At 37.7% G+C, this 17,389-nt stretch carries 7 protein-coding genes, 2 tRNA genes and 3 rRNA genes; 1 reads left to right on the forward strand and 11 read right to left on the reverse strand.

Annotated elements, in window-relative coordinates; all coding sequences use genetic code 11:
• Nucleotides 1-242: 242 nt before the first annotated feature.
• The 6 genes from OLM51_RS18105 to OLM51_RS18130 form a co-directional block, all read right to left on the reverse strand.
• Nucleotides 243-1,757, reverse strand: coding sequence for a SusD/RagB family nutrient-binding outer membrane lipoprotein (locus tag OLM51_RS18105; RefSeq protein WP_264552000.1), 1,515 nt, complete (start codon nt 1,755-1,757; stop codon nt 243-245).
• A gap of 12 nt (nt 1,758-1,769) precedes the next feature.
• A complete protein-coding gene (locus tag OLM51_RS18110) occupies nt 1,770-2,447 on the reverse strand; it encodes a hypothetical protein (protein WP_264552001.1) in 678 nt (225 codons plus the stop codon).
• Nucleotides 2,448-2,578: 131 nt separating this feature from the next.
• Nucleotides 2,579-4,858, reverse strand: coding sequence for a SusC/RagA family TonB-linked outer membrane protein (locus OLM51_RS18115; protein WP_264552002.1), 2,280 nt, complete (start codon nt 4,856-4,858; stop codon nt 2,579-2,581).
• A 315-nt stretch (nt 4,859-5,173) separates the two neighbouring features.
• Nucleotides 5,174-6,184 carry a LacI family DNA-binding transcriptional regulator gene (locus tag OLM51_RS18120; protein ID WP_264552003.1) on the reverse strand — a complete coding sequence of 337 codons (1,011 nt, stop codon included), beginning with the start codon at nt 6,182-6,184 and terminating at the stop codon, nt 5,174-5,176.
• A gap of 212 nt (nt 6,185-6,396) precedes the next feature.
• Nucleotides 6,397-7,365, reverse strand: coding sequence for a type I phosphomannose isomerase catalytic subunit (locus tag OLM51_RS18125; protein WP_264552004.1), 969 nt, complete (start codon nt 7,363-7,365; stop codon nt 6,397-6,399).
• Nucleotides 7,366-7,469: 104 nt separating this feature from the next.
• Nucleotides 7,470-9,572, reverse strand: a complete 2,103-nt coding sequence (locus OLM51_RS18130; protein WP_264552005.1) for a glycoside hydrolase family 97 protein — start codon at nt 9,570-9,572, stop codon at nt 7,470-7,472.
• A 285-nt stretch (nt 9,573-9,857) separates the two neighbouring features.
• Between OLM51_RS18130 and OLM51_RS18135 the strand changes: the two genes are divergently transcribed.
• Nucleotides 9,858-10,877 (forward strand): proline-specific peptidase family protein, encoded by a 1,020-nt coding sequence (locus OLM51_RS18135; RefSeq protein ID WP_264552006.1) that lies wholly within the window; start codon nt 9,858-9,860, stop codon nt 10,875-10,877.
• Nucleotides 10,878-11,352: 475 nt separating this feature from the next.
• On the opposite strand, the gene rrf is transcribed toward OLM51_RS18135, so the two are convergent.
• From rrf to OLM51_RS18160, 5 genes are all read right to left on the reverse strand, one after another.
• A 5S ribosomal RNA gene (gene rrf, locus OLM51_RS18140) occupies nt 11,353-11,462 on the reverse strand.
• Between the two features lie 169 nt (nt 11,463-11,631).
• Nucleotides 11,632-14,512: ribosomal RNA gene (locus OLM51_RS18145) — 23S ribosomal RNA — on the reverse strand.
• Nucleotides 14,513-14,715: 203 nt separating this feature from the next.
• Nucleotides 14,716-14,789: transfer RNA gene (locus tag OLM51_RS18150), tRNA-Ala, on the reverse strand.
• 92 nt (nt 14,790-14,881) lie between these two features.
• Nucleotides 14,882-14,955, reverse strand: a tRNA-Ile gene (locus tag OLM51_RS18155).
• A 125-nt stretch (nt 14,956-15,080) separates the two neighbouring features.
• Nucleotides 15,081-16,594, reverse strand: a 16S ribosomal RNA gene (locus OLM51_RS18160).
• Together the 16S, 23S and 5S rRNA genes with 2 tRNA genes alongside form the textbook arrangement of a ribosomal RNA operon.
• Nucleotides 16,595-17,389: the final 795 nt, after the last annotated feature.

Consider the following 17,389-nt stretch of genomic DNA (forward strand, 5'->3'; position numbering starts at 1 on the left):
ATTTCTCTTTTCAAAAATCAACAACTACTTTTTATTTTTTTGAATCCATATTAAATGTAATCCCATCTTTTTCAGCATAAGCAAATTTTCTTTTGCGAAAAAAAAGGTACTAAAAATCAATGAAATACTAAATAAAGCAGCGTATCATTTTCTATTAAAGCGGAAAAGAAATTAAAAATTAGCCGGGAGGTACAGGTATTCCTACCCGGCTTAATTCAAACTAACTAACCAAAATTTTTAAACTATTTGTCCCACCAGATTCTGGTTGTCATTAAATCCAACCCTTGGCGTGATATTGCTTCTTTATAATTAGCCGCATTGGTTATCAATTCTGACTGATCATAAATTAATCTTCTAGGAATTGTTCCTTTTGTTTCTCCCGTAGGATCATTAACAGGAACTAAAACCGGATATCCTGTTCTTCTGTATTCTGAAAAAGCTTCAAAGCCGTTGAACAATAATACGATCCATTTTTGAGTAATAATCTGCTCGATTTTTTCAGCTTCTGTTCCTGCAGATTTAAAAGGATGAGCTGTCATGTAATCATTATATTCAGCAAGAGAAACAGCCTGTACTTTGTCTCCAAAAATTGTCAGTACCTGCATTGCTGCTTTTACTCCGTCTTCATAATGCTTTTGTGCAGATCCACCAACATTCCAGCCTTTTACAGCTGCTTCAGCCAGGATAAATTCTACTTCGGCATAAGACATAATTAATGTAGGAGCATCTAAACGTAATACTGTTGATGTATTAGGATCTGAGAAAAGTTTTTTATCTCCTCCCGGAAATTCTTTAGCATCATTTGCAAGTCCTTGTTGGCTAGCCGGAGAATTGTTGCCAGTAGCTTCAAGTTTTGCATAAATTCTTAAACGAGGATCGTTATTGTTTTTTAAATTATCGATAAACGTTTTACTGAATTTTGTATTAGCATCTCCACCATTCAGGTCATTTCTTACCCAAGATGAAGTAATAGGATTCGTTTTAACTCCTTGTGGTCCTGCATCATGTTTTAGTACAAGACTATCATCATTTGAAGTAAAAACACCTTTTGCAACTGCTTTTTCAACATATTCTTTTGCCTTTGCAGGGTTTACTTTAGACAAACGCATTGCAACTCTCAACATCATTGAGTTTGCCAGTTTTTTCCATTTAGCCACATTACTTTGGTAGAATAAATCTGCATTGCCTACAAATGCTTTATTAGCATCCAGAGCATTTCCTGCTTCGTCTAATTCTTTTAAAAGATCATTATAGATTGCTTCCTGTGTATCATATTTTGGAGCAAAAACACCTCCATTATATCCTTTACCAGCTTCAAAATAAGGTACCTCTCCGTAAGTATCTGTTAACTTTTGAAACAAGAAAACTTTCATGATTCTTAAAGCCTGGATCGCATTAGTATTTTCTGGTGTATTTTCTATAACAGATAATAACTGAAAAATTTGATTTAATCCTTTACCATACGTTTCTCCAAAAAGGGCACCAGAGTATTCCGATGAATAGGTATATTTTGAACCTGAACCTCCTAGGGATGAAAATTGCTGTACAATTTGCGCAGCGTAAATATTATTTCCTCTTGTATTAGAAAAATCTTGTCCGTCAACATAAATCTCAGCAAGTGTAAACATTGATTTTACAGCAGGATCTGTCAAAGCATTTGGATTCGTATTCATTTCTTCGAATCCTTTATCGCATGAAGCTAGTGTCATTGCACTAACAATTGCGATACAAAATATTTTTATATATCTGTTTTTCATCTTTTTATAGTATTAGAATTTGACATTCAGCGTTAAGCCGTAGTTTCTTGTCAAAGGCATAGAAGCTCTTTCAAGACCTTGTGCGTTACTATTAGAATAGTTTGATTCCGGATCAATGTTTGGCACTTTATCATAAATTGTCCATAAATTATGAGCAGAAAATGCTAAACTAACGGATTGAAATGGTGTTTTTGCAAGATTTGCTTTTGGAAAATTATAGCTTAATGAAACTGCTCTTAGTTTTACGAAATCGGCATCATAAACAAAATTTGATGTTACATCGCTATAACTTCTCCAGTAATCATATGCAGAAACTGTTGTGTTTACCGGGTTACCGTTAACATCTGTACCGCTTACAGCAATTCCTCCCTCACGACCTGGAAGTGTTTGTTCTGATAATCCGTAACGTGTTCCTAACTGGTTGGTTGCTGAATAGATTTCTCCTCCGAATTTAGCATCAACAAAAACAGAAAGTGTGAAATTTTTATAAGAGAAATCATTTGAGAATCCCATAGACAATGGCGCTACACCTTGTCCTGCAATGATTAAATCACCTCTCATGAATTTTCCGTTAGTATCCAGTACAATATTCCCTTTTGCATCTCTTAAATAATCATAAGCTTTGATTACTCCAAATGGTTGTCCTTTTTCTAAAACTACAGACGCTCTTGAGTCTCTGTTTCCTTCCAATGTTTTTGTTGTAATTTTATCAGAAAGATTAAGTACTTCACTATCATTGTAAGCAAAATTATATCCTACATTCCAAGAAAAAGTTGGTGTTTTAATTGCTTTTACATTGATTGCAAACTCAACCCCTTTGTTCAGAATTTCACCAACGTTGATTTTTGTTGTTTTGTACCCGAAGACTGAGAAATATCAGCATCAGTAATGTCATTAGTCGTTTTTTTGCTGTAAAAAGTCAAATCTGTACTTACTCTGTTATTGAAGAATGTATTTTCGAAACCAAATTCGATTGTACTTACATTATAAGGTTTTAAATTTCTGTTTGGAACTGTATCACCATTAACACCTAAAATTGGTTGTCCTTGAGAATCTGTTTGTCCGTCTGGTGCAGAATAAGTTAATGCTAAAGCATAAGCATCTGGTAAAGCTCCTCCTACATTACCCCAACCTGCTCTAAACTTACCATATGACATCCACTCTGGTAAGTCGATGATTTCAGAATAAATAAAACTTGAACTTACAGATGGATAAAATGTACTGTTACTAGAAGGATCTAAAGTTGAAAACCAATCTTCACGTCCTGTTAAACTAAGGTATAAGAAATCTTTATACCCAATATCTGCTGAGTAGAAAAGAGAGTTTACTTCACTTTCAGAAAATAATTTCTCTGTTTTATCCGGTTGTGTATTTCCGTAAAAATATTTGAATGGAACAATAAAGTTGTTTCCTCTCATTTTAATTCCGCTGTATCTGTTGTGTTGACGGTTAGCTCCAATGAAAGCATCTAATGAAAGATTTTCTACGATATTACCTTTGTATCCTAAATAAGCAGAAGCATTGTATTCTGAACGATTTTCAACTCTGTTCTCAAAAGACCCTCCAGGATTGTAGTTGATTCCTGTAGGCTCGATTTCAGTATATTCATAATTAATATCATCAATACCAAGAACACCTTTAGCATAAATTTTATCTGTAATGTTATAATTTACTTTTGCAGAACCAATAAAACGCTTTCTAAGGTCATTATTTAATGGCTCTTGTGTAGCAAAATATGGGTTTGTGTGGTAAGTGTTTGCTCCAAAATAATCTGCTTCACCTCCATTTTCATCATAAGCATTGTTTAACCATCTGATATCTGTTCCAGGTGTAAGGAAAGTAGTTGGAAAAGATGGGTTTCTTGGAGAGTCATTCAAGTAAGGTCTGTTATTACTTTTCTCAATAATATATTGTGCATTACTCTCTATACTTATTTTTTTGTTTGGTGCAGAATTTAAACTTAAAGCAACGTTATTTCTTCCGAAGTTAGTTCCCGGTAAAATAGATTCATCTTTAGTGTTTCCAAAAGACAATCTGAAATTGGTTGTTTCATTTCCGCCAGAAACTGCTAGTGTATTACTAAAAGAATATCCAGTTCTGTAAAAATTCTCTACATTGTCTTTTCCGTAAGCCTGATATGGTCTGGTTTTACCGTCAAGGCCAAGAGAAGGAGTTCCGTCGTATTTATCTCCCCATGCAAAATAATAAGAATCTCTAAGTTCCTGTAAATTGTTAAATCTTGTAGCAACTCCATTTACAGGCGCTCCTGCTCCGTATTGATCTTGCCAGTTTAGAAGACTTGCTGGTGTATTGAAAGTTGAGTTTGTACTAAAATCTACTCCAAGTCCTGTTCCGCTTTTACCTTTTTTAGTTGTGATTAAGATAACACCATTTGATCCTCTGTACCCATAAAGAGCAGAAGCGGCACTACCTTTTAATACTGACATAGATGCAATATCGTCTGGATTGAAAGACGACATACCATCTCCTTTATCAGCTCCACCCCACATACCGGCATTTCCTTGCTGGCTGTTATCAATAGGAATACCATCAACAACATATAAAGGCTGGTTAAGTCCTGAAGCTGAAGTTGCTCCACGAATTACCACACGGCTTGAACCAGATGGCCCTGTAACCGGCGCAGAAACGTTAACCCCGGCAATTTTCCCCTGAAGGGCATTTCCTAAGTTAATTTCTTTATTTTTTGTCAGTTCGTCACCTTTTAGTTCTCCAACTGCGTAACCTAAACTTTTCTTTTGTTTTTTAACTCCAAATGAAGTTACTACGACATCTTTTAATTCCTGAGTATTTTCTGCTAATACAACTGAAATTTTGTTTTGGTTTTGCTGCAATACTACTGCTTGTGGTGCAAAACCTATAGATGATACATTTAATGTAACCGGCCCTTCCGGAACATTCATTTTAAATCTACCTTCAGCATCAGTAACTGCGCTAAACGGTTTTCCCTGAACTTCGATGGATGCGGCAATAACTCCCTTGTTTTGTGCATCAGTCACTATACCTGTTATTAATCGATTTTGCGCTACAGCCCCTAAACTGCACAACAATATCATTCCTAACACTGCAAATATACGTCTCATAAGCATTTTTGGTTATTTGTTTTGATTTTTGTTTGTCTTAACGTGTGATTGTTTTAACGTGATTGTTTTTAAATAATTAATAATAAATTCGAACTCAATTCTAAAATGGCATTTAAAGATTTCCACCTTTAAACACTATGCTTTTATAAAAAACTTGACTTCTCTAAATTCAAGAAATCGATATCGTAATCCTTTTAAATAGTGAACTATTATTTTTACTTTATTCATCTAAAACTTACTAAAACGATTTAGTAAAATGATTAAAAAAAAACGAAACGTTTTTTCTTTTTTTTTATTTATATCAGGCAACAAAAATTAAACTGATTCTCTAACTATCAAGTTTCCTTTTTTGAGGCTTTTTTCTATTTTAAATGTTTCCATACTTGTCATTTGACTCATTAACAACTGTATAGACTTAATCGCAATATCTTCAATAGGCTGTGCGATAACAGTAATTGTTGGTGTGTGCAATTTAAAACTGTCGTGATCATCAAAACTAATAACCGAAATATCATCCGGAATACTAATTCCTATTTTCCTAAAAACCTGAAGTCCTGCAAGCCCCATGTAATTGGCCAGGAATAAGACCGCATCAATTTTAGGATTTTTTTGAAAAAAACTTAATAATGATGCAATTCTGGTTTCTTCATTACTGTGATAATCCACATGTAACACCAGTTCTTCATTATAAACTCCTTCCTCTTTTAAAGCATCTCTATAACCGTCTTCCCTTAACTTCATCTGAATCATTTCAGAAGTATTATTAACAACAGCTATATTTTTGCATCCTTTATTCATCAGGAACTTAGTTGCTGAGTTGGCAGCTTCATAATTATCCATTACTACGTGACTCACTCGTTGTCCCGGAAAATATCTGTCTATCAATACCACAGGTTTTTTCAATTTTAAAAGAAGTTCAATTTTATCTTCTAATTTTTGAGTTGGGGTGATAATAAAACCATCAACATTTGCCTGCAAAAGACTACTTATTAATTCTTCCGAGCGCTCATCGTCATCACCTGTACTACAATAAAAAACTCTGTAATCTATATTTTTTGCTTCATCTTCGATAACACGTGCCAAATCAGAAAAGAACTGATTTGAAATATCTTCCACTATAAGCCCAATCGATCTCGTTTTTCCAGTTCTTAAACTGGTAGCAATCATACTTGGCCTGTAATTAAGATTTTCGGCTACATCCTGCACCTTTTTAATAACAGCTGCACTGATGCCCATCTTCTCCCCTTTTCCATTAATCACAAAGGATACCGTAGATATAGAAACTTTAGCTTCCGTAGCAATATCTTTAATTGTGATTTTTTTCATTGAGTGAGTTAATTTTTTATTAAAGTGTTATTAATAATATTACAAATATATGCATAATAATTACTAAAACGTTTTTGTAATTGATTTTTTATATAAATCATTTTTTTTAAGGCGTTTTAAGAATTAATTATCAATAAATTGGTGCATTTTACGATTTATTATCAATTCTAAACCTCACCATCTTGCAAATATTGCACTAAAATAAGCTATTTTTACGAAATATAGACTTCTAAAATTGAAGCATTTCCATTTAATATAAACTTATTAACTGAAGCCGGCATTAACACAGTATCTCCTTTTTTATAACTATATTTTTCACCTTCTGTTTCAATTTCAAAATCACCTTCGGTACACATATAAACAGTAAAAGTTTTTCCATTTTTATTCACCTGAACTTCTCCTTGCAGCGGAATAAAATTCGTAGTAAAATAAGAACAGTCTACAATAGTATTAGACTCATTGTCAACTTTATTATACTTTTTATACGTATCTGTTTTTTTGTAATTGATCGCATCGAGAGCCAAATCAACATGCAATTCTCTTTTATTACCTTGTGCATCTGTGCGGTCAAAATCATACAAACGATAAGTTATATCTGATGTCTGTTGAATTTCAGCCACAACAAGTCCCGCTCCGATAGCATGAACCGTTCCTGTTTCCAGAAAAAAAACATCTCCTTGCTTCGCTTTTACATCATCTAAAATTGAAACAAGTGTTTTATTATTTAAGTTTTCTACATATTCTTCTTTACTTGAATCCTCTTTAAAACCAACGATAATTCTCGCATCCGTATCTGCCTGCATTACATACCACATTTCTGTTTTACCAAAAGAATTGTGTCGCTCTTTTGCCAATTTATCATTAGGATGTACCTGTATTGAAAGATCTTCTCGCGCATCCAGATATTTAAACAATAAAGGAAACTGCTTATCAAATCTTTCATAAACGGCAGTACCTAAAACTTCATTAGGTGATTCGTTAATTATTTCAGAAAGTGATTTTCCTTTTAACTCTCCATTTGCAATTACACTTACATCTCCTTCAACAGTTGACAATTCCCAGCTTTCACCTGTAATTTTTGAAGTTATAGGTTTATGCAATAAAGTATGTAGTTTTTCACCTCCCCAAATTCTTTCTTTAAGAATTGGTTCAAACTGCATTGGATACATTTTTGTGTTCATCTTTATATTTTTTTAAATTTTTATATTTTTCTTGATATGAATTACACGAATCTATTTTAATTATCTTTCAAATCCGTTTAGTTTATGCTCTCTCAATACAATAGTTATTTTACAGAAATTGCTGTTCCTCCGCTAGATGCTAAGTTTTGCTTTAATTTTGTTTTACTGTTTACTATTACTTTTCGAATGTTATATGACTGTGGATTTGTTTTATAATCAGCTGTTTTTCCATCTTCATAAATAATAGCTGTATACGATTTTCCCGCAGGGAGAAAACTAAAATCAATTAAAGCAGTACGTGGATTTTCATCTGTTATGGCTCCCACAAACCATTCTTCTTTTCCTTTTGTTTTTCGGGCAATTGTAATATAATCTCCAGGCTCAGCTTCAAGAATAAAAGTTTCGTCCCAATCTAAAGCAACATCTTTTATAAACTGGAATGCATCATTAAAACGGATATAATTTTCAGGTAAATCAGCTGCCATCTGCAATGGGCTATACATTGTTACATACAAGGCCAACTGTTTAGCAAGCGTTGTACTTAGTTTATTTTTCTTTGAACCATAAACGGATAAGTCTCCCTGAAAAATTCCAGGTGTATAATCCATTGGGCCACCCATCAAACGTGTAAATGGCAAAATAGTAGTATGATCCGGATGAATTCCTTCCATAGATTCAAACTCTGTACCTCTTGCCGATTCTTGTGCGAACCAGTTTGGATATGTTCTGTGCAAACCGGTTGGACGAACTGCCTCGTGTGAATCTACCATAATTTTATGCTTTGCTGCTTCAGTTACCACATAAGTATAATGATTTACCATTTGCTGGCCATCATGATGTTCTCCTCTGGGAATAATAGGACCAACGTATCCCGTTTTTACTGCATTGTAATTATTAGCATTCATAAAATTTAAAGCATCACTTAATTGTCGTTCATATTCTGAAACAGACGATGTCGTTTCATGATGCATAATTATTTTTACATTTTTCTGCTGAGCATATTCATTTAATTCTTTTACATTAAAATCCGGATATGCCTTGGTAAAACTGTAAATACGTTCTTTTTTAAAAGCAGTATTATCTTCCCAGCCTTCATTCCATCCTTCAACTAAAACAGCATCAAAACCGTTTGATGATGCAAAATCGATATATTCTTTTACATGTTTTGTATTTGCTCCATGTGTATTATTTGGTTTTAACTTTGAAAAATCTGTTTTACCAATCACAACATCCTGATTATCTGAATATGCCCACGTTGATCCTCCACCAGTAAAATACTCCCACCATACCCCAATATATTTTACAGGTTTAATCCATGAAACATCTTCATAACTACAAGGCTCATTAAGATTTAATATCATTTTCGAAGCCAATATATTTCTGGCATCATCACTAACAACTACTGTTCTCCAGGGTGTAAAACTTCCTGTTTGAATATATCCTTTATTTCCAACTGCATCAGGTACAAGATGTGAACTCAATGAAAAATTTTTATCATTTACATTAAGACACATTGCCGGATAATTTTTTAAAGCAGCTTCATGAATATTTATATAAAGTCCAGTGCTGGTTTTCATCATCAATGGTGTTTGTGTGGCCAGATTCTTAATTGTACTCTGCGCTGCTAATGGTACATGCACAGCATCATAAACCAAAGCCTGCATTTCTGATATTTTTGAAGTCGTGTAACTGTATTCATTTGTATCATAGTCTCCCGGAATCCAAAAAAACTTATGATCTCCTATCAAATTAAACTCACTAATTTCTTCCTGAATTATAAAATGACGTAAATTTTCCTGCACAGGAAATTCATATCTAAAAGCTAACCCATCATTAAACAAACGAAAATAAATAATCAGCTTACGTTTGCTTTTATCCTGCTGCAAACTAACTTTCATTTCGTTATAATTATTCCTAATCTCTTTTTGTTCACCCAAAATAGGACTCCAAACACTATTCTCCGAATCAAATTGTTTATCAATGATTTGAAAATCCTTATTAAGCATAATATCCGATTTCAAAATGAAACCCATTTTACTTTCCTGAAATACTTGTTTATTTTTAAAATTTAAAGAATATATTGGAGTCCCAATTTTATCTAAATGAAATGTCAATTTAAAATTCCCATCTGGAGATTTTATTTCCTGCGCATTTATAGACAGGTTTAGAGCTAAAATAAACAAGCAGCTTAATAATAAATTTTTCATAAGTAAATAAAATAAATATTCCTAAATCGATTTAGTAAAAATAATAAAAATTACAAAACACCGAAATTATATTTTTAAAAATATCGTTTTTCAACAAAAAAGAGCTGATCTGTTTTTAAAAATCAAAAACATTCGAATTACAATAAACTAGGAATCTTATCTGAAAAAATCAAAATAACTCACAATTACAACCTTTGCAAATCTAATAATCAGCTAGTTTACAATAAAAATCGTAATTTAGTTTTATGCAAATAATTACCTAATCCAACTTCAAAACCAAAAAATATGCGCTCACTTTTATTCCTATTGACAATATTCTTAATGGTTTCCTGCAAAAATGAAACTCAAAACAACGTGCTCTCTGATTACTTCACCTATAAAAGTGATGATAAAATAGAAGCAGCCGGAGTAAAAATGATTCCAATCAAAACCCCTGTCGGAAACTTCAAAGTCTGGACAAAAAGATTTGGAAACAATCCAAAAATTAAAATATTACTACTACATGGAGGCCCTGCTATGACACATGAATACATGGAGTGTTTTGAAACTTTTTTTCAACGTGAAGGCTTTGAATTTTATGAATACGACCAATTAGGATCTTATTACAGTGATCAGCCAAAAGACAGTACCTTATGGACTATAGATCGATTTGTTGATGAAGTAGAACAAGTTCGAAAAGCAATTAATGCCAATAAAGAAAATTTTTATGTTCTGGGAAATTCCTGGGGAGGCATTCTTGCAATGGAGTATGCTCTGAAATATCAACAAAACATGAAAGGATTACTTGTATCTAATATGATGGCCAGCGCTCCTGAATACGGAAAATATGCTGATGAAGTTCTGGCAAAACAAATGAAACCAGAAATTCTTGCCAAAATAAGAGCTTTAGAAGCCAAAAAAGATTTCGGGAATCCAAGATATATGGAATTACTGCTTCCAAACTTTTACAAAGAACATTTATGCCGGTTAAAAGAATGGCCGGACGGTTTAAATCGTGCCAGCAAACATGTAAATGGAGAAATTTATACCTTAATGCAAGGCCCTAGTGAATTTGGCATCAGCGGAAGATTATCCAAATGGGACATTAAAAACCGATTACATGAAATTACCATTCCAACACTAATGATTGGCGCTAAATACGACACAATGGATCCAAAAACCATGGAAGAACAAAGCAAATTAGTCAAAAATGGTCACTATTTATATTGTCCAAACGGAAGCCATTTAGCCATGTGGGATGATCAAAAAGTCTTTATGAATGGCGTAATTCAGTTTATTAATGACGTCGACAGTAAAAAAATCTAATTCACACAAATCACAACCAACTAGCAAATAGCATTATAGCTAAAAAAAAAAAAAAAAGTATTTTCCTCCACGATGAGGTCGGATTACCCGTTTAATCTTTTGTTTGTTTTTTTTATAGAAAATAAACAAAGTAATGCGACCCATAACCAGCGGTTTCAACCACTGAGACTTAGTACGCACACATTTAAAGATTAATCACTAAAAAACAATTGCAAATCAAAAAAACTACCCATTTTGGATAAGGAGTTTCAAAAGAAAGGCGACGACCCCCGATAGCTATCGGGGCTCCCACATAATTGCAGTACCTTTAAAATATGTTGTAAAACAAAAAATCCTCACCAAGTAAATGATGAGAATTCTTAAAAAAAGGCGACAACCCCCGATAGCTATCGGGGCTCCCACATAATTGCAGTACAATTAAAATATGGTATAAAACAAGAAATCCTCATCAAATAAATGATGAGGATTCTTAAAAGAAAGGCGACGACATACTCTCCCACATAACTGCAGTACCATCTGCGCAGGCGGGCTTAACTACTCTGTTCGGGATGGGAAGAGGTGAGCCCCGCCGCAATAACCACCTTAAGGTCATTGTTGGCGGTTGTTGGTTTATGGTTGTTGGTGTTTCCACGGGCTACCAACCATCAACTGTCAACTGCAGCTTCGCTGCAAATATCTTAACATACTGAGATAAAGAAACATAAAAGTATTTAGAAAGTTTCCTCCCGAGAGCTTTCGCTCTCGGGAAAAGGGTGTACATAAGCTTACGGATTATTAGTACTACTCGACTATGACATTACTGCCTTTACATCTATAGCCTATCAACGTGGTCATCTTCCACGATCCTTAAAAGAAATCTCATCTTGTGGTGGGTTTCGCGCTTATATGCTTTCAGCGCTTATCCCTTCCAAACGTAGCTACTCTGCGGTGCCCCTGGCGGGACAACAGATACACTAGAGGTTTGTCCAATTCGGTCCTCTCGTACTAGAATCAGATCCACTCAAATTTCTAACGCCCACAGTAGATAGAGACCGAACTGTCTCACGACGTTCTGAACCCAGCTCGCGTGCCACTTTAATGGGCGAACAGCCCAACCCTTGGGACCTTCTCCAGCCCCAGGATGTGACGAGCCGACATCGAGGTGCCAAACCCCCCCGTCGATATGAGCTCTTGGGGGAGATCAGCCTGTTATCCCCGGCGTACCTTTTATCCTTTGAGCGATGGCCCTTCCATGCGGAACCACCGGATCACTATGCTCTACTTTCGTACCTGATCGACCTGTATGTCTCTCAGTCAAGCTCCCTTATGCCATTGCACTCTACGCACGGTTACCAAGCGTACTGAGGGAACCTTTAGAAGCCTCCGTTACTCTTTTGGAGGCGACCACCCCAGTCAAACTACCCACCAAGCAATGTCCCCCACAACGCGGGGTTAGGCCTCAGATAAACAAAGGGTTGTATTTCAACAATGACTCCACAACGCCTGGCGACGCCACTTCACAGTCTCCAACCTATCCTACACATCATTTATCCAAGGTCAATACTAAGCTATAGTAAAGGTGCACAGGGTCTTTTCGTCCCACTGCGGGTAAACGGCATCTTCACCGTTACTACAATTTCACCGAGCTCATGGCTGAGACAGTGTCCAGATCGTTACACCATTCGTGCAGGTCGGAACTTACCCGACAAGGAATTTCGCTACCTTAGGACCGTTATAGTTACGGCCGCCGTTTACTGGGGCTTCAATTCAATGCTTCTCCGAAGATAACATCTCCTCTTAACCTTCCAGCACCGGGCAGGTGTCAGGCCCTATACTTCATCTTACGATTTTGCAGAGCCCTGTGTTTTTGATAAACAGTCGCCTGGACCTCTTCACTGCGGCCAGCTTGCGCTGGCGACCTTTCTCCCGAAGTTACAGGTCTATTTTGCCTAATTCCTTAGCCATGAATCTCTCGAGCACCTTAGGATTCTCTCCTCAACTACCTGTGTCGGTTTACGGTACTGGTACTAATTACCTGAAGTTTAGAGGTTTTTCTTGGAAGCCCTTAGGCGCACTATCTCTTTGTCCGAAGACTCCGAGTACTATCGTATTTCCCCAAAAGATGTGGATTTGCCTGCATCTCTTATAGGTAGGTACTTCAACGAACTATTCCGTCAGTTCGCGGCGCTTTCATCACTCCGTCACCCCATCACAGTAATTAGTAGTACGGGAATATTAACCCGTTAGCCATCGACTGTCCCTTTCGGGTTCGCCTTAGGACCAGACTAACCCACAGCTGATTAGCATAGCTGTGGAAACCTTAGTTTTTCGGTGTGCGGGTTTCTCGCCCGCATTATCGTTACTTATGCCTACATTTTCTTTTCTAACCAGTCCAGCATACCTTACGATACACCTTCAACCCTGTTAGAATGCTCCCCTACCACTTACAGTCAGACTGTAAATCCATAGCTTCGGTAATATGTTTATGCCCGATTATTATCCATGCTCGTCCGCTCGACTAGTGAGCTGTTACGCACTCTTTAAATGAATGGCTGCTTCCAAGCCAACATCCTAGCTGTCTGGGCAGACAAACCTCGTTCTTTCAACTTAACATATATTTGGGGACCTTAGCTGATGGTCTGGGTTCTTTCCCTCTCGGACTTGGACCTTAGCACCCAAGCCCTCACTGCTGTGAAACATTATATAGCATTCGGAGTTTGTCAGGAATTGGTAGGCGGTGAAGCCCCCGCATCCAATCAGTAGCTCTACCTCTATATAACTATCATCAGCGCTGCACCTAAATGCATTTCGGGGAGTACGAGCTATTTCCGAGTTTGATTGGCCTTTCACCCCTACCCACAGGTCATCCGAAGACTTTTCAACGTCAACCGGTTCGGTCCTCCACTGTGTGTTACCACAGCTTCAACCTGCCCATGGGTAGATCACACGGTTTCGCGTCTAACACTACTGACTAAAGCGCCCTATTCAGACTCGCTTTCGCTACGGATCCGTGACTTAATCACTTATCCTTGCCAGCAACGTTAACTCGTAGGCTCATTATGCAAAAGGCACGCCGTCACCCCACGAAAGGGCTCCGACCGCTTGTAAGCGTATGGTTTCAGGATCTATTTCACTCCGTTATTCACGGTTCTTTTCACCTTTCCCTCACGGTACTGGTTCACTATCGGTCTCTCAGGAGTATTTAGCCTTAGCGGATGGTCCCGCCAAATTCAGACAGGGTTTCACGTGCCCCGCCCTACTCAGGATACCACTATCCTTTACACTCATTACCTATACGGGACTATCACCCTCTATGGTTCTACTTTCCAGTAGATTCTAATTCTTTGTGCAAGAAATGTCGTGGTCCTACAACCCCAGCACTGCCGTAACAGCACTGGTTTGGGCTAATCCGCGTTCGCTCGCCACTACTTACGGAATCACTTTTGTTTTCTTCTCCTCCGCCTACTTAGATGTTTCAGTTCAGCGGGTTTGCCCACCTATCGGTGTACTATGTCTTCAACATAGTGGGTTGCCCCATTCGGATATCTGCGGATCAATCGATGTGTGCTCGTCCCCGCAGCTTTTCGCAGCTTATCACGTCCTTCTTCGCCTCTGAGAGCCTAGGCATCCCCCATACGCCCTTATTTTGCTTATTGTACCAATCATAAATTTAATTATGACCGTTTTTTTTTGTCTTTTATTATTTGTATTACTACTAATAACAAAAAACGCTTTCTACTTTTTATTATTTTCTTATCTCAATATGTCAATGAACTTTATTTAGTCGAAGGTCAAAAGTCAAAAGTCGTCAAGTGAATCACTTTGGACTTTATGACTTTAATCTTTATGACTAAAATCGTGGAGAATAACGGAGTCGAACCGTTGACCTCCTGCGTGCAAGGCAGGCGCTCTAGCCAGCTGAGCTAATCCCCCATTTTCTTAGTGATGAGTTATTAGTTATGAGTTATGAATTATTGCTCATAAGGTCTCAACCTCTAAAATTTCCTTTGTTTTAAGTTAAATAGTAGTCCCGGGCAGACTCGAACTGCCGACCCCTACATTATCAGTGTAGTACTCTAACCAGCTGAGCTACGAGACTCTGTTTTACTTAATTTTCATTATTTTTAAATTAACAGCAAGAGTAATTGAATTTTAATATTCAGATCCATTCGATTCACATCTTTTTTCCTCAACGTGTGCAAGCACTAACATTCGAGGCTCTAGAAAGGAGGTGTTCCAGCCGCACCTTCCGGTACGGCTACCTTGTTACGACTTAGCCCTAGTTACCAGTTTTACCCTAGGCAGCTCCTTGCGGTCACCGACTTCAGGCACCCCCAGCTTCCATGGCTTGACGGGCGGTGTGTACAAGGCCCGGGAACGTATTCACCGGATCATGGCTGATATCCGATTACTAGCGATTCCAGCTTCACGGAGTCGAGTTGCAGACTCCGATCCGAACTGTGACCGGTTTTATAGATTCGCTCCTGGTCGCCCAGTGGCTGCTCTCTGTACCGGCCATTGTAGCACGTGTGTAGCCCAAGGCGTAAGGGCCGTGATGATTTGACGTCATCCCCACCTTCCTCACAGTTTGCACTGGCAGTCTTGTTAGAGTTCCCGACATGACTCGCTGGCAACTAACAACAGGGGTTGCGCTCGTTATAGGACTTAACCTGACACCTCACGGCACGAGCTGACGACAACCATGCAGCACCTTGTAAATTGTCTTGCGAAAGATCTGTTTCCAAACCGGTCAATCTACATTTAAGCCTTGGTAAGGTTCCTCGCGTATCATCGAATTAAACCACATGCTCCACCGCTTGTGCGGGCCCCCGTCAATTCCTTTGAGTTTCATTCTTGCGAACGTACTCCCCAGGTGGGATACTTATCACTTTCGCTTAGCCACTGAAATTGCTCCCAACAGCTAGTATCCATCGTTTACGGCGTGGACTACCAGGGTATCTAATCCTGTTCGCTACCCACGCTTTCGTCCATCAGCGTCAATCCATTAGTAGTAACCTGCCTTCGCAATTGGTATTCCATGTAATCTCTAAGCATTTCACCGCTACACTACATATTCTAGTTACTTCCTAATAATTCAAGTTTAGCAGTATCAATGGCCGTTCCACCGTTGAGCGATGGGCTTTCACCACTGACTTACTAAACCGCCTACGGACCCTTTAAACCCAATGATTCCGGATAACGCTTGGATCCTCCGTATTACCGCGGCTGCTGGCACGGAGTTAGCCGATCCTTATTCTTACGATACCGTCAAGCTCCTACACGTAGGAGTGTTTCTTCTCGTACAAAAGCAGTTTACAATCCATAGGACCGTCATCCTGCACGCGGCATGGCTGGATCAGGCTTGCGCCCATTGTCCAATATTCCTCACTGCTGCCTCCCGTAGGAGTCTGGTCCGTGTCTCAGTACCAGTGTGGGGGATCTCCCTCTCAGGACCCCTACCCATCGTTGCCTTGGTAAGCCGTTACCTTACCAACTAGCTAATGGGACGCATGCTCATCTTTTACCGTTGTGACTTTAATAGTGACTTCATGCGAAGTTGCTATGCTATGAGGTATTAATCCAAATTTCTCTGGGCTATCCCTCTGTAAAAGGTAGATTGCATACGCGTTACGCACCCGTGCGCCGGTCTCTATATCCGAAGACATATACCCCTCGACTTGCATGTGTTAAGCCTGCCGCTAGCGTTCATCCTGAGCCAGGATCAAACTCTTCATCGTATATTTTTTATATTATATTGCGATGTATTATCTAGTGGTTCTTTTCGAATCTCTCAATTCTATTACTCTTATTCTTTTGTTCCGATTTTCATCGGAACGGCTGTCAATTCAATATGTCTACGAACGTGTATTTCTTTTTGTTTCGCTTGTCTCTCAAAGCGGGTGCAAAAGTAGAAAACTTATTTCTAACTGGCAAATGTTTTTTGAAGTTTTTTTTGAAAATTTCTTTTCATTTCATACTTCCCAATTTACCAATCCGTCAATGAACTTTCCCTGTTTTGCGGGGTGCAAATGTAACATCCGTTTTTAAATCTCACAAGCTTTTTCTAATCTTTTTTTTCGAAAATTTCTTTCCGTTTGATTTAGCAGCTTGTCAGTATTTCAGGGAACGTTTGTCGTTGTTGCGGGTGCAAAAGTACACAACAATTCCAGTTACACAAGCCTTTTTGCAAACTATTTTTAATCTTTTTTATAAACCACTGGTATATTGTCTTTTACAACATAAAGTTTTTTTGATTCTTTTGCAGTTATAGATATTTTAAGCCATTTCACCTCGCTTTATCTGGTTCTGCCGTGAAGACACTAAGACACGAAGGCTTATTTCATACATCTATTTTTAATCTCACAAAGGCACAAAGGCGCTAAGTTTTCTTTTTTTCTTCTCGAAACGTCTTTTCTTTCGTTGAATTTCTTCCGAAAACTGATCTCCTAGCCCTGATAGAAGAGGAAATCCTTTTTGCGGCGGGGTTTGCCGCAAAAAGATTGAAGCGGATAGCAGGATCAGCTCCTTATTAA

Origin of the sequence: Flavobacterium sp. N2038 (assembly GCF_025947185.1) — a bacterium.
Lineage (GTDB): Bacteria > Bacteroidota > Bacteroidia > Flavobacteriales > Flavobacteriaceae > Flavobacterium.